The organism is Haloplanus litoreus (assembly GCF_045690335.1).
Classification (GTDB): Archaea; Halobacteriota; Halobacteria; order Halobacteriales; family Haloferacaceae; genus Haloplanus; species Haloplanus litoreus.
The window spans coordinates 2070210-2084656 of the sequence record NZ_CP147874.1 but is presented as its reverse complement, the minus strand read 5'-3'; the positions used below and the strand labels follow the sequence as shown (position 1 = coordinate 2084656).

General features: G+C 68.3%; 14 protein-coding genes. 5 read left to right on the top strand and 9 right to left on the bottom strand.

The genetic code is table 11. The features are described 5' to 3' along the window. Positions 1 to 105: 105 nt before the first annotated feature. The 9 genes from V8686_RS11195 to V8686_RS11155 all read right to left on the bottom strand — a co-directional run bounded on the left by V8686_RS11195 (position 106) and on the right by V8686_RS11155 (position 8785). Positions 106 to 972 carry a hypothetical protein gene (locus V8686_RS11195; RefSeq protein ID WP_379704169.1) on the bottom strand — a complete coding sequence of 289 codons (867 nt, stop codon included), beginning with the start codon at positions 970 to 972 and terminating at the stop codon, positions 106 to 108. Between the two features lie 179 nt (positions 973 to 1151). After that, positions 1152 to 1643 (bottom strand): aspartate carbamoyltransferase regulatory subunit, encoded by a 492-nt coding sequence (gene pyrI / locus V8686_RS11190; RefSeq protein ID WP_379704167.1) that lies wholly within the window; start codon positions 1641 to 1643, stop codon positions 1152 to 1154. After that, positions 1640 to 2554 carry an aspartate carbamoyltransferase gene (gene pyrB, locus V8686_RS11185; RefSeq protein WP_379704165.1) on the bottom strand — a complete coding sequence of 305 codons (915 nt, stop codon included), beginning with the start codon at positions 2552 to 2554 and terminating at the stop codon, positions 1640 to 1642. Before pyrB ends, pyrI begins: the two co-directional genes overlap by 4 nt. Before the next feature lie 50 nt (positions 2555 to 2604). Continuing rightward, complete coding sequence (locus V8686_RS11180) at positions 2605 to 3858, bottom strand: Glu/Leu/Phe/Val family dehydrogenase (protein ID WP_379704164.1); 1254 nt, start codon at positions 3856 to 3858, stop codon at positions 2605 to 2607. Positions 3859 to 3911: 53 nt separating this feature from the next. Next, positions 3912 to 4751, bottom strand: coding sequence for an HpcH/HpaI aldolase/citrate lyase family protein (locus V8686_RS11175; RefSeq protein WP_379704163.1), 840 nt, complete (start codon positions 4749 to 4751; stop codon positions 3912 to 3914). Between the two features lie 93 nt (positions 4752 to 4844). Next, positions 4845 to 5225, bottom strand: coding sequence for a DUF5658 family protein (locus tag V8686_RS11170; RefSeq protein WP_379704162.1), 381 nt, complete (start codon positions 5223 to 5225; stop codon positions 4845 to 4847). Between the two features lie 170 nt (positions 5226 to 5395). Continuing rightward, positions 5396 to 6244, bottom strand: a complete 849-nt coding sequence (locus tag V8686_RS11165; RefSeq protein WP_379704160.1) for a class 1 fructose-bisphosphatase — start codon at positions 6242 to 6244, stop codon at positions 5396 to 5398. Next, the gene (locus tag V8686_RS11160) at positions 6244 to 7056 is read right to left on the bottom strand and encodes a class I fructose-bisphosphate aldolase (RefSeq protein ID WP_379704159.1); all 813 of its coding nucleotides are present in this window, start codon (positions 7054 to 7056) and stop codon (positions 6244 to 6246) included. Before V8686_RS11160 ends, V8686_RS11165 begins: the two co-directional genes overlap by 1 nt. A 79-nt stretch (positions 7057 to 7135) precedes the next feature. After that, positions 7136 to 8785, bottom strand: coding sequence for a protein kinase domain-containing protein (locus V8686_RS11155; RefSeq protein WP_379704158.1), 1650 nt, complete (start codon positions 8783 to 8785; stop codon positions 7136 to 7138). A 124-nt stretch (positions 8786 to 8909) separates the two neighbouring features. On the opposite strand from V8686_RS11155, the gene V8686_RS11150 reads away from it, so the two are divergent. Genes V8686_RS11150 through V8686_RS11130 form a run of 5 tightly spaced genes read left to right on the top strand, consistent with a single transcriptional unit; the run spans position 8910 to position 14409 of the window. Next, entirely contained in the window at positions 8910 to 9770 is an 861-nt protein-coding gene (locus tag V8686_RS11150; RefSeq protein ID WP_379704157.1) for a 3-hydroxyacyl-CoA dehydrogenase family protein, read from the top strand. A gap of 37 nt (positions 9771 to 9807) precedes the next feature. Continuing rightward, positions 9808 to 10539: a competence/damage-inducible protein A gene (locus V8686_RS11145; protein ID WP_379704156.1), complete on the top strand. Its 732-nt coding sequence runs from the start codon at positions 9808 to 9810 to the stop codon at positions 10537 to 10539. 60 nt (positions 10540 to 10599) lie between these two features. After that, positions 10600 to 11490, top strand: a complete 891-nt coding sequence (locus V8686_RS11140) for an ABC transporter ATP-binding protein (protein ID WP_379704155.1) — start codon at positions 10600 to 10602, stop codon at positions 11488 to 11490. Next, positions 11487 to 13370 carry an ABC transporter permease family protein gene (locus V8686_RS11135; protein WP_379704154.1) on the top strand — a complete coding sequence of 628 codons (1884 nt, stop codon included), beginning with the start codon at positions 11487 to 11489 and terminating at the stop codon, positions 13368 to 13370. The genes V8686_RS11140 and V8686_RS11135 overlap by 4 nt, the downstream gene beginning before the upstream one ends. Next, complete coding sequence (locus V8686_RS11130; protein ID WP_379704152.1) at positions 13363 to 14409, top strand: ABC transporter permease; 1047 nt, start codon at positions 13363 to 13365, stop codon at positions 14407 to 14409. The genes V8686_RS11135 and V8686_RS11130 overlap by 8 nt, the downstream gene beginning before the upstream one ends. The last annotated feature ends 38 nt before the right edge of the window (positions 14410 to 14447 follow it).

Sequence of the window (14447 nt, the reverse complement as noted above, 5' to 3'; positions counted from 1 at the left end):
TCCACGCCGAACGGGGCGTATGACGACGGGACGTATGCTGTACGTACTTGGACTGTTCGCCGTCCTCGTGTTCTCGCTCGGTATCGCCGTCATCTGGGCGCTCTCCTACGGGCCGCTGTGATCCCGATCGTCGTCGACGGCGTCGCCGTGTGAGACGCCCTCGCGGCGGTCCGCGCGCATCCGACGGATGGCCGCCGCCGCGTTGCTGGCGTCGTAGCCGAAATAGACTGCGTCGGCGTAGGCGTCGGCGACTTCGGTGGCGCCGACGAGGGCGTCGACGTCCACCTCGACGGCGTAGAGCTCGACCGCAAGCGCCGCGTCGAGGCCCGCCAGCCGACTCTCGAACCCCTTGGCGATGGTCTCGAGCCAATAGGTCGTCCCGTAGGCGGTGTCGTAGAGGGGGACGACGAACTCGTCGACCATCGGCGCCAGTGCCTCGATATCGACCCCGCTCCGGGTGCGCAGGTGACCGGGGTAGGGGTCGGGGTAGCAGGTGAGCGAGAGGTCGCCCGGCACCCGGTCGCGCACGTCGGCGACGAAGTCCGTGACCACCGAGGCGCGCCAGTCCGCCCGGTCGTCGAACTCGCTCGCGGCGAAGCGGCGGTCGCATCGCTCACACCGGCAGTAGTCGTCGCGGGGGAACCCGACGTCGTCGAGGCGAAGGTCCGGCAGCGCCTCGATACAGTCGTCGACGATTTCGAGCAAACCCTCGCGGTACCGGTCGTGGGTCGGGCAGACGGACGACCAGTCGAAGTAGGGCCGGTCGCGGGTCGCGGGACGGCCCTCGGCGTCGACGGCCGCCATGGAGTTGTCGTCGCCGACGGCGGCGTTGTCGCCGAAGGCCGAGACCATGTTGACCCCGGTCGACACCGGGGCGGCCGCACGCCCGGTCACGTCCTTCACCTCGTAGAAGCCGGCGTCGAACGCCGACCACTCCAGTTCCTCGGCGTTCCGCGTGACGACGCCGTACATACCCGCCGGTAACGGGCGGGTGCGGGTAAGTAGTTCGTTCGGAGAAGGGGGCGTTACTCCTCGACGTCGACCTCGACCGGTTCTTTGTCGCCGGAGAGCAGGACGTAGCCGATTGCGATCAGTGCGAGCACCAGGATGAACTTCGTCTTTCCTGACATGGTCCACCGTTGGGCCACCGGTCACAAAGCGGTTTCGCCCGACCCGCGGGTGTCGATGTGTTCGGCGACGTCGTCATCGCGGATGATCGTCCCGCAGTACGAACAGCGGACGCCGTCGTCGAGTACCTCGAACGCGGTCCGGACGGGTTCGTCGGCGTTCGTGATGCAGTTGTGGTTCGGACAGACGAGGATGCCGGTCACCGACTCGGTGCGCTCGACCCGGTTTTTCTCAATCACGTCGAAATCGCGGATGATGTTGATCGTCGCCTCGGGCGCGATGAGGGAGAGTACGTCCACCTCGGACTGGCTGAGTTCGCGCCCCTCGACTTTCACGACGTCCTTCAAGCCGAGTTTGTCGCTGGGGACGTTCATGCCGATACTGACGCTCTCGCCGCCGCTGCCGTCGATGCCGAGGATGGCGAGGACGTTCAGTGCCTGACCGGCGGTGACGTGGTCGATGACGGTACCGTTTCGGATCTTGCTGACGCGGAGTTCTTTGTCGGTGTCGCTCATCGGTCGCCTCCGAGCAAGGAATCGAGCAGGGCCATCCGAACGGGGACGCCGTTGTGGGCCTGGTCGAAGTATTTCGCGCGCGCCGTCTCGTCTACCTCGGGGGCGATTTCGTCGACGCGCGGGAGCGGATGCATCACCGTCAAGTCGTCGCGAGCGTCCGTCAACACCTCGTTGTCGATGCGGTACTCGCCGGCGACGGCGCGGTACTCCCGTTCCTCCGGGAACCGCTCCCGCTGGATGCGGGTGACATAGAGCACGTCGAGGTCCGGCAACACCTCGTCCAGGTCGGTGTGTTCCCGAACCTGAGCACCCGCCTCGTGCAGGTCGTAGCGGACGTTCCGGGGCAGGCGCAGGCTCTCCGGGCTGACGAAGTGCTGGCGCACGTCGAAGTTGGTCAGGGCGTGGGCGAGCGAGTGGACCGTCCGCCCGTACTTCAGATCGCCCATGATCCCCACGGTGATGTCGTCGAGTCCCGCGTTCTCCCGAATCGTGTAGAGGTCGAGGAGGGTCTGACTCGGGTGTTGGCCGGCGCCGTCGCCCGCGTTCACGAGGGGAACGTCGACGAACTCCGAGGCGAGTTTCGCCGACCCCTCGCTCGGGTGTCTGAGGACCATGGCGTCGGCGTACCCCTCGATGACCCGCACTGTGTCCGCGAGGCTCTCGCCTTTCTTGACCGACGACGACTCGACCGATCCCATGTCGATGGTCTCGCCGCCCAGACGTTTCATCGCCGTCTCGAAGCTCATCTTCGTGCGGGTACTCGGTTCGAAGAAACAGAGCGCGAGCACGCGCCCGTCGTGTCGGCCGCGGACGACCTCGGGGTCGGCGTCGATGGCCGCCGCGTGGTCGAGTACCGCCTCGATGTCGTCCCGTGAGAGGTGGGCCGCGCTGATGAGGTGGTCCTGTAACATTACGTGTGTGAGTCACCCGTGGCGTCTTGAATCCCTCGGCACGGGATGGTCTATGGCCAGTTGCCGTGGTCGTCGAAGGCGTCCGCCACTCGCTCGATGGCGACGACGTAGGCGGCCGTCCGGAAGTTCGGAACGTCCGTTGACTCGTAGGTGTCGACCAGCCGGTCGAACGCCTCGGTGACGATTCGTTCGAGTTCGTCGTTGACTCGGTCCTCGGTCCACGCGAACCGCTGTCGGTTCTGCACCCACTCGAAGTAGGAGACGGTGACGCCGCCGGCGTTCGCCAGAATGTCGGGGAACACGTACACGTCGCGGTCGGTGAGCACGTCGTCGGCGTTCGGGGTCAGCGGGCCGTTGGCAGCCTCGACGACGACGTCGGCCCGTACCTCGCGTGCGATGCCGGCGTCGACGGCATTCTCGAGGGCCGCGGGCACCAGCAGATCCACGTCGGCCGTCAGCAGTTCCTCGTTGGTCAGCTCCCGGTCCGCGTCCGGATAGCCGACGACCGACCCAGTCTCGCGTTTGTGGGTCTTGACTGCCGACGTGTCGAGGCCGTCGGCGGCGTAGATACCCCCTTTCGAGTCGCTGACAGCGACCACCGTGGCGCCCTCGGCTTCGAGGAGGGCGGCGGTGATCGATCCGGCGTTGCCGTAGCCCTGAACGGCGACGGTTACGTCCTCGATGTCCCGGCCCAAGTAGTCGAAGGCCTCGCGGGCGGTGAGCATCGTCGACCGACCGGTCGCTTCGACGCGCCCCGCGCTTCCACCGGACGACGGCGCCTTCCCGGTGACGACGCCGGGTTCGGTCGTCCGCTCCAGCGTCTCGTAGGTGTCCTTGATCCAGTTCATCTCCCGCTGTCCCGTGTTCACGTCGGGTGCGGGGATGTCGCGGTCCTCGCCGATGAACGGACGGAGTTCGGCCGCGAACGCGCGCGTGATTCGCTCGACTTCGCTCTCAGAGTACTCCCGCGGGTCGAACGCGATTCCACCTTTCGCCCCGCCGTAGGGGATATCGACCACGGCACACTTGTACACCATCCATCCCGAGAGCGCCGTCACCTCGGCCTGTGTCACGTTCGGGTGGTAGCGAATTCCGCCCTTGTACGGGCCGCGATCACCGTTGAACTGGACCCGATAGGCCTGGAACTGCTCGACCGATCCGTCGTCCATATCGACCGAGAGGGTCGCCTCTAGGACGCGCTCGGGATATTTGAGGCGCTCGATCACGTCGTCGCCCGTATCCAAGTAGGCTGCGGCGTCGTCGATCTGCTCCTGAAGACTCTTGAACGGATTGATTTCCGCCATCTGACGACTCGATTCGACCCCCTGCAATACAGTCCTTTCGAACGACGGTTCGGCTACTCGTCCGCCCGGTCGAGGATGCGCTCGGCTCGGGTCAAAAGCGGTGCGTCGATCATCTCGCCGTCCACCTCGAACACCCCTCGGTCCTCCCCGACGGCCTCTCGCGCCGAGAGCACCCGCTTCGCCCACGCCACCTGATCCGGATCCGGCGCGAATGCCGCCGTGACGACCGGCACCTGCGACGGGTGGACGACCATCTTGCCGTCGTAGCCGAGCGTCGCGGCGAACTCGGCCTCGGACCGAAGCCCTGCCGTGTCCTCGAGGTCGGTGTGGACCGTATCGACGGCGTCGACGCCCGCCGCTCGCGCGGCCACCACGACGTGTTCGCGGGCGTACAGCACCTCCATCCCCTCGTCGGTCCGGGTCGCCCCGAGGTCGGCCGCCAGGTCTTCAGCGCCGAAACAGAGTGCATCAACCTCCTCGACGGCCGCCACCTCGCGCGCGTCGAGGACGCCGGTCGCCGTCTCGATCAGCGCAAGGACCGACACGGAGAGTCCCCGAGCGGCCAGGGTGTCCGTCAGTGCGTTCGCGGTCCCGACGCGCGCCTTCGGCAGCATCACCGCGTCGAGACGGATCGGGGACCGGTCGACCAGAGCGTCGAGATCCGCCGCCGCGGCGTCGGGGTCTGCGGCGACGCGAACCGCCACCTCGACACCCTCGGGATCGAAGGCCGGATCCGCGAGTACGTCGCCGACGGCCGCCCGCGCCTCGGCCGTCCGCGCGGGAGCGACGGCGTCCTCTAGATCGAACACGGTCGTGTCGGCGCCCGTCGCGGGCGCCTTGCGGCACAGTTCCGGCCGGTCGCCGGGCGAGAACAGGACGGTTCGACGGGCCATGGCGGACGGAGGGCGGCCGACGGGATGAATCCCCGGCCCAGTCCCCCTCCTGCGGCCGGCTACGAGTCGATACGGACGCTACAGCCGACAGGATCAGGAGAGGACGACGACGCCGACGGAGAACACGTTGGCGACGACGGCGGCAACCCAGGGGAGCGCCAAGCCGGCGGGGACGAGTCCGCGGTAGTCGGCGGGCATCACGACCCAGCCGGCCAGACCGACGCCGACCGCACCGCCTTTCAGCGCCGCGAGTGCCGGCAGTACGCCCACCGAAGTGATGAGGTCGGCGGCAATCGGGTTGAGTTCGGTGAGGCCGAGGCGGATGCCGACGAGGGTGAGCGCGCCGTCGAGGACGAGGGCGACGACGGTGACGGCCCACAGAACCGTCGCGTACTCCGTCGTTCGAGCGGCGACCCTGGCGAGGTAGGTGCCGCCGACGGGTGGGCCGACCGTCTCCGTCAGGTCGGTTGCCATACCTCACGGGTGGGGAACCACCACCGTGAGTATACGCCGCATACGCGGAGTAAATGACCGATTACCGGAGTGAAATCGCCGTCCGAGTCGGACGGCGCAGTGTACGCCATTCCCGGAGCGTCGGCGGCACGCGACGGCGACCCACCGGGATCCAGTTACGACGAACCGTATCAGTCGACCGCCGACTCCAGTCGGTCGATCAGCGACGCGTTCCCGAGGTGGACGGGCGTCCGGTCGTGCAGTTCCTCGGGTTCGACGTCGAGGATCGACCCGTTCCCGTCGGAGCTCCGTCCACCCGCCGACTCGATCACGTAACCGACCGGATTGCCCTCGAACTGGAGGCGGAGTTTGCCCGCGGGCGCCGACTCGAGTGCGGGGTAGGCGAACACCCCGCCGTAGGTGAGGACCTGATTCACGTCGCCGATCATCGCCCCGCCGTATCGGAGCTTGAGTTCGGACTCGATCGCTTCGACGTAGGCCGCGAAGTCGTCGGGCCAGTCCGGGACTCGGCCGCCGAAGCCGTACACCGTCGGATCGTCGGGCAGCGTCACCTCCTCGCGGAGCGTCGTCGCCTCGCCATTCTCGATCAGGTACTCGGTCGTCGTCCCCTCGTGGGCGAAGGCCATCGTGGTGATCGGGCCGTAGAGGACGTACCCCGCGGCCACCAGCGTCCGCCCCTTGGCCGGGAGGGTGGCGTCGTAGACGCCGACGATAGTACCCATGACGTTGTTCGGTTTGAGGTTCGAGGAGCCGTCGAGGGGATCGACCGCGACGGAGAGGCCACTCCCCGTATCGATCACGGCCGCGCGCTCCTCGCTCGCGTACTCGCCGACGCCGTCGAGGCCGCCGAGACGGTCTTCGAGAAGTTCGTCGGCGTACTCGTCGGCTGCCAGCCGCCTGTCACCGGTGGGGTTCTCGTCGTCCGACTTCTCGCGACGACCGGGGAGGCCCGCTCGAATCTCGGGGGCCGCCGCGGCCACCGCGTCGCGGACTGCGGCGACGGTGTCGGTGTGGGCCATCAGTCGCTCGCTTCGAGGCCGCCGGTGGTGGCGAGTGCCTCCTCGACGGACGCGTCGTCGAAGATGACCGCTTCGAGCCCGTCGAGGATGGCTTCGGGGTTCTGCCGCTGGAAGACGTTGCGACCGACGGCCAAGCCGTCGGCGCCGGCGTCCATCGCCTCGCGGACCGTCGAGAGGAAGGCCTCGTCGCTGGTCTTCGACCCCCCGCTCATGACGACTTTCATGTTGCCCGCGCTGTCGACGGCCCAGCTCATCGCGTCGGCGGAGCCGGGGTATTTCACCTTCGCGATGTCGGCGCCGAGTTCCAGCCCGAGGCGGGAGGCGTAGGCGATGGTGTCCGGACTCGTGTCGTCTTTCAGCCCCTGTCCGCGCGGATACGACCACATCACGACACCCATGTCGTGTTCGCGGGCGTTCTCCTGAGCGTCGCGGAACTCCTCGAACATCTCCACCTCGTGGTTCGAACCACCGTAGACGGTGAAGCCGATGGCGTCCGCGCCGAGTTCGGCCGCGTAGTCGACCGACCAGTTGACCGACGAGTCGGGCTCGCCCATCCAGAGGTTGCTCGTGCCGTTGAGCTTCGCCAGCAGAGGCACGTCGTCCTCGTAGGAGGGGTAGTACGCCTCGGCGACGCCCTTCTGGACCGCGATGGCGGTCACGGCGTCGTGGGTCGCCACGTCGAACACCGTCGAGGGATCGGTCGTCTCCGGCACCGGTTCGAAGTCGACCGGCCCGTGTTCGAGCCCGTGGTCGTACGCGAGGATCAGTGCCTTGCCGTCGCGGGTGATCGCGGAGTCAGCACCGGGAATCATGTATAGGACATTCCGACGAATTCACACATAAAGCGTGTGGTCGGGCGTGAGGAGTGGGAGGCGTCACCGCACGAGGCGGTCAGCGGACGGTGATCCGGCCGATCATCCCGGAGGACGCGTGGGGAACGCAGACGTAGGTGTAGTCGCCGGTGACTTCGAACTGGTGTCTGTAGCTGTCGCCGGCCTCCCGGGTCGAGAGGTGATCGACGTCGTCGCCCGAGGCGTCGTAGCTCGCGAACGGCGCCGCCCCCGCCGGGAGCGACACGTCCTCGTTGGCGTCGGGATGCCCGGAGACGTTGTGGCCGCCGGTGTCGAACGCCCACTCGACGACGTCGCCCTGGGAGACGGCGAGGGTCTCCGGGTCGAACTGGAGTCGTCCACCCGGACCGACGGTGATCGTCGCAGCCGGTTCGACGAGTTGAAGCAGGGCGTCCTGGGTCGCGTTGTCGACTTCGTCGCCGGAGATGCCCGGCGCCGTGCCCGTCGACGTCTCCGTCGGTGACGCCGTGGGCGTCCGCGTCGCAGTGGGCGTGACCGTCCGCGTCGCCGTCGGTTGCGGCGTCGCCGTGTCGTCGCCCGGCATCCCAGCCGAATCGGTCCGATCACCGCTGCGATCCGTCGTCGCCAGCCACCCGCCGGCGCCCACGACGCCCACTCCCAGTACTCCGAGCGCACGCCGGCGGGTTACGAGTCCGTCGCCGTCGTCGCCGGTGTCGCGGTCCATCGACGCGGCCGAGTCGGTCGACTCTGGCGACGGCTCGTGACCGCCGGCCGTGGCCGTGGCGGCGCTGGCGAACGGGTCGTCGGCCGGCGCGGCGACGGCTCCCGAGGCGCCCCGTTCCGCGTCGACGACCGACTCGAACAGCCGATCCAGCGCCTTCCGGAACGGGAGGACGCCCTCGTAGCGGTCGTCCTTCCGCTTTGCCAGCGCCGTCGTGACCACCTCGTCGACCGCCGGGGGCAGGCTCGGATCGACCGCCGACGGCGGCTCCGGAGTGTCCTGCAGGACGCTTCGCATCACGGCCGCCGAGGGCCCCGTGAACGGTGGTTCGCCCGTCAGGAGGGCGTACACCACCGCTCCGAGCTGGTAGACGTCGGTCAGGTCGTCGGCGCTCCCGAACGTCTCCGAATCGAACTGTTCGGGGGCCGCGTACGTGGGCGAAAGCCCCTCCACGCTGTTCGAGTGTCGGAGCAGGAGTTTGGCGAGGCCCCAGTCGCTCACCTTGGGATAGTCCCAGGTTCCCGGTCCCGTCTCACGCAGGAGGAGGTTGGTCGGCTTGAGGTCGAGGTGGGCGACGCCGTGACGGTGCCCGTGACGAACGCCCTCGGCGATGCGGCCGGCGAGCCACAGTGCCTCGGGCAGGTCGAGGTCCCCCAGCATCGTCGCGAGCGTCCCGCCGTCCATGTACTCGAGTGCCAGCCACGGAAGCGGCTCGGTCCCCCACGCGTACACCGTGACGACGTTGTCGTGGTCGTCGAGACGGGCCCAGGTTTCGGCCTCGGATTCGAACTCCTCGACGGCTCGCTCCTGGATCGTCCCCTCGAATCGCGGTTGCTTGACTGCGACCGGGTACGCGTCTCCACGGTGGGTGACTGTTGCCCGATACACGTCCGCATCCCCGCCAGTACCGATTCGCTCTCCCAGTTCCACCGCCGCGAAGTCGACGTCGTCGCCTACCGTGAGCGGTGGCACCGTCTCCGGAATCCGGTCGTAGTCGTCCGGTCCCATCGTTCGAGCCTACTGTCACGGACAGATCAGTCCGTGATAAATGATGGGGGCGAGTCGCGGGTGCGGTTCGCCGCCGTTTCCCCGTTCGCTACCCTTACAACCCTTCCGCGCTCAGGACCTGTCAATGCGAGAACTCAGCGACATCGACACCGTCGGGGTCGTCGGCGCCGGCACGATGGGCAGCGGAATCGCACAGGTGGCCGCCACGGCCGGCTACGACGTGGTGATGCGCGACATCGAGGACGAACTCGTCGCGGACGGGTTCGACCGCATCGACGACAGCCTCTCCCGATTCGTCGAGAAGGAGCAACTCACGCGCGAGGAGGCCGACGCCGCCGTCGAGCGTATCTCCGGGACGACCGACCTCGACGAGCTTGCGGCCTGTGATTACGTGATCGAGGCCGCCGTCGAGAACATGGACGTCAAGCAGGACATCTTCGCCGACCTCGACGCCGCCGTCGACGACGACGTAGTCCTCGCGACCAACACCTCCACGCTCTCGATTACCACCATCGCGTCGGCGACGGCGCGCCCGGAACTCGTCGTCGGTCTTCACTTCATGAATCCGGCACCGATCATGGAGGGCCTCGAACTCGTCGTCGGCGAGAAGACGGCCGACACCGTGGTCGACCTCTCGCACGCCTTGGCCGAGGACTTCGGCAAGACGACCTGGGAGTCCGACGACAAGCCCGGGTTCGTCGTCAACCGTGTGTTGATGCCGTGGATCAACGAGGGCATCCGCGCCTACGACGAGGGCGTCGCCTCGAAGGCCGACATGGATTCGGGGCTGAAACTCGGGACGAACGTTCCGATGGGTCCGCTGGAACTCGCCGACCACATCGGCCTCGACGTCTGTCTCGACGCCAGTCAGACCCTCGCCGAGGAACTCGGCGACCGCTACAAGCCACCGTACCTGCTCAAGCGGAAGGTCGACGCCGGTGACCTCGGCCGGAAGACGGGGACGGGCTTCTACGAGTACGACTAACGGGATTCTTTTCACCGTCGGCCTCGCAGGGCCACCGATGGAAGTCGCCATCCTCACCGTCGGTGACGAGGTACTCGCGGGCGACACCGAGAACACCAACGCGACGTGGCTCGCGGGCCGACTGACCGACGCGGGCGCGACGGTCGTTCGCATCCTGACCGTCCCGGACGACAGGGACCTGATCGCCGAGACGGTCCGGGAGTGGAGCGACTCGTTCGACGCAGTCGTCGTCACCGGCGGGCTGGGAGGCACACACGACGACGTGACCGCCGACGCCGTCGCCGACGCGTTCGGCCGTGAGCTGGTCGTGGACCCAACCGTCCGCGAGGACGTGATCGAAACCGTCGCCTCGTACCGGGACGAGAACCCCGACCTGGTCGAGGCCCACGACCTCGACATCGACGTCGACGCCTGGGCTGCGCTCCCGGCGGGGAGCCGCCCGCTCGTCAACCCCGAGGGACTGTGTCCTGGCTGTGTGCTGGAGAACGTCTACGCGTTTCCCGGCGTCCCGGCGGAGATGCGTGCGCTCTTCGAACTGGTGGCCCCGGAGTTCGGCGGCGACGCCGTCTCGACGACGCTACACACCCCACAGCCGGAGGGGTCGATGGTCGAGACGCTCGCGGGCGTCCGCGAGCGATTCGACGTGACGGTCGGGAGCTATCCGAGCAGCGGCGGGCGAAATCGGCTGAAACTCACGGGTACCGACGCCGAGACACTCGCCGAGGCCGCCGCGTGGCTCCGGGAACGGGTCGACATCGTCGAAGACTGAGAATCAGGACTGATTCTGTGAGCCGTGCGTTTAACCCACCGCCACCCCTCGCACGGGTCAATGATCGAGGTGGAATCCCTCCGGAAGACCTACGGCGACTTCCCCGCCGTCGTCGGCAGTACCTTCGACGTGGATCGGGGCGAGATCTTCGGCATCGTCGGCCCGAACGGCGCGGGCAAGACGACGACGCTGAAGATGATCGCCGGCCTCGTCGACCCCTCCGCGGGGTCCGCGACCGTCGCGGGGTTCGACGCGTCCGACCCCGAGATGCGCCGCTCGCTCGGATTCCTCCCCGAGGAATCGCCGCTCTACGAGGATATGACCGCCCGCTCGTATCTCGACTTCTTCGCCGACCTCTACGACGTGCCCGGCGGGACGGCGACCGAACGGATCGAAGGGACGCTCGACCGTCTGGAACTCGACCACCGTGACCGCCGACTCGGCGACGTCTCGAAGGGGATGAAACGCAAGGTTGCCATCGCGCGGTCGCTGGTGAACGACCCCGACGTGTTGATCTACGACGAACCGGCGAGCGGCCTCGACCCACTGACGACGAACTACGTCCTCGAGTTCGTCCGCGAACTCAGCGACGCGGGCAAGACGGTCCTGTTCAGCGCACACAACCTCTATCACGTCGAGAGCGTCTGTGACCGCGTCGCCATCATGGACCGTGGCGAAATCGTCGCCCGCGGGACAGTCCCCGAGATCCGCGAGGAGTACGGCACCACCGAGTACCGCGTCTTCACGTCGGTTCCCCTCCCCGAGACGGACCCCGCCGGCGACCGCCACGCCGTCACCGTCGCGGACATGGCGGCCGTCGACCGTGTGCGCGAGGCGGCCGCAGAGAACGGCGGCGAGGTGGTCGACATCCGCACGGACGAGCCGAGTCTCGAAGAGATCTTTCTGGATCTGGCGGCCGACCGGGCTGACGGGCCGCGGGGTGAGCAGTGACGGTACGGTCGCCGCTCGACCGTCTCCGTGACGGGGTTCGGACGGTCGCCCGCATCGCCCGCTGGGAGGTGAGCCGAAGCGTCGGCGTCGTCGACCGGCGGACGGCGGCGCTCGGGGTCGTCGCCCTCCTCCTCGCGGGTGCCGTCGGCGGCGCGGCCGTGGCCAGCGGTGGCGTCGCCCTCGACCGGGACGTCTACCGCATCGGCGTCGCGCCCGACAGCCCCTACCACGAGGTGGTTCGGGGGACTCCGGCGCTCGCGGCCCGGCCGCCCGACGTCGGTTCGCTCGGCCGCGGCGTCGAGATGGTCGTCGGCGACGGCCGGTTCTACGTCGCCGACTCGCGGAAGGGCGAGGCCGCACTGTCGACGTTCCGGCGCGCCGTCCGCCGACACAACCTCGACGCGATGAGCGAGGAGGCGAACGTCTCGGCGGCGTTCCCCGTCGTGGTCACGCTCCAGTACGCCGACCGCGGGCGCGGCCCGGGGCCGGCAGGGGCGACCGGCGGCACCGGAACCGGAACCGGAACCGGAACCGGAACCGGAACCGGCGACGGCGCCGCCGACGTGGACGCGAGTACGAGCGGGAGCGATGGCGACGGGAGCGGCGGGGCGGGCGACGGCGCCGGTGACGGGAGCGCCGCCGGACTCGACGCCGACGGGACCGGCTCCAGTGACGGCTCGCTCGGCGTGCCACTCCTCGGGAGCAGCGGCCTCTTCGGCGGCGGAACCTCCGGGTCCCCGGCCGATATCTCGCCGCCGTTCCCCTTCGGTGCGCTCGTTCTCGCGTTCCTCTTTTTCATCCCGATGAACTTCGTCATCCAGCCCTACGGCAGTAGCATCCTGGACGAGCGTATCAACCGGCGGGGCGAACTCCTGCTGGTCGCGCCAATCTCCCCGTCGGCTATCGTCGCCGGCAAGACCCTGCCCTATCTGGCGGCGCTCGTGGGCCTGACCGTGGTCATCTCCCTCGCCATCGGCGGCGGCGTGACGAGCGTCGCCGCCGTTGCCCCCATCGCCGCGCTCTACCTCGCGGCGACGTTCGTCGGCGGCATGTTCGCCCGGTCGTTCAAGGAACTCACCTTCGTCACCGTCACGGTGTCCGTCTTTCTCACCTCCTACGCGTTCGTTCCGGCCATCTTCACGAACGTGACGCCCATCGCCCTCATCTCGCCGCTGACCCTCGTCGTCCACGACCTGCAAGGAACCGGAGTCACCGCCGCCCAGTACGCCTTCTCGACCGGACCGTTCTACGTCGGGTCCGCCGTCCTCTTTCTCCTCGGCGTCGGCGTCTACCGCGAGGAGGACATGTTCACCCAGCGGCCCGTCCCGCTGAAGTTCCTCGACGCGCTCAACAGCCGAATCTCCGGGCGGCGCTCGATGGCCGTCCTGAGCGTGCTCTCGATCCCCTTCGTCTTCATCGCCGAACTCCTCACCATCGCCGTCCTGTTCGTCCTCCCCGTCGACGTGTCGATTCCCCTGCTCCTGCTCGTCGTCGCCGGCGTCGAAGAAGTCGCCAAGAGCGTCCACGTCTACGCGGGCTTTCGCGACGAGTTCGCCGGCCGCCGAACCGCCCGGACCGCCCTCGTCCTCGGGTCGCTCTCGGGAATCGGATTCTTCCTCGGCGAGAAGCTGACCGCGGTCGTCCAGTTCGTCGGCCTGCCGGACCTCGCGTTGGGCCAGGCGGCGTTCACGCCGGTCGGCGTCGGATCGGGCGTCGCACTCGGACTCCTCCTGTTCGCACCGCTCGTCCTCCACGCGGCGACGACGAGCATCGCGGCCCTGGGGGCGACGCGATCCCGCGAGTGGTACCTCGCGGCGCTGGTACCCGCGATACTGCTCCACACGGCCTACAACCTCGCGGTGGTGAGCACCCTTGGGTGACCCACGACTGACCATCGCGAAGCGGGAACTGGCGACGCTGCGCTCCGAGAAGACCATCGTCCTCGCCTTGCTCATCCAACTGTTCATCGCCGCGTTCTCCTCGTTTCTCGTCGTCGGGCTCGTCTCGCTGTACGATCCGGGCAGCGTCGATGGATTCCAGACGGACGTGGCCGTCACCGGCGACGCGAGCGACGACCTGTTGCGGGTGGTGGACGAACAGCCGTCGGTGACGGGGACGGCCTACGCCTCGCAGACGACGGCCCGGACGGCCTTCGAGCGCGGGGAGGTGGATGCCGTCCTCCTCGCGGACCGACGGGCGGGTCGGGTGTTCGTCTCCGCGACGGTGCCCGACGGTAACGTGCGCACGACGATCGTCGTGGTGCAGTTGCGGGACGCCCTGTCGACGTTCGAGCGCGTCGAACGCGAGGATCGGTCGTCGTCCCTGTCGGCGACGCCGCTCGATCTCCCGCCACGGAGCGACGCCTCGCCGTACTACGGGTTCAGTTACACCGTCCTGCTCCCGTTGCTGTGTTTCCTCCCCGTCTTCATCAGCGGGTCGATGACCGTCGACTCGCTGACCGAGGAAGTCGAACGCGGGACGCTCGAACTCCTGCGGGTCGCCCCCGTCACGACCGTCGACATCGTCGACGGCAAGGTGTGGGCCGCCGCGGGACTCGCCCCCGCCCAGGCGGCGCTCTGGATCGCGCTCCTGGATCTCAACGGAACGAGCGTCCGTCATCCCGTCGCCGTCCTCGTCGTCGTCGCGGCGCTTTCCCTCCTGGTCGTCACCCTCGGCGCGACCATCGCTCTCCTCTCGCCGGATCGGCGGGCGGCGCAGTTCCTCTACTCCGTCGGCGTCCTCGTCGCCTTCGGCGGGGCGACGCTCCTGCCGGCGAACCCGGTCAACTCCGTGGCCCGCCTCGCCGTCGACAGCGTCGGTCCCACCTATCCCGCCCTCGTCGTCGGCTACGTCGCCCTCGGCGTCGCCGCCTACGTCGTCCTCCGGCGCGCAGTGCCACGGATCGGGGTCGCCGACTGAATCGACCCCGAAACACACTCAAGGCCCGCGCGAAAGGC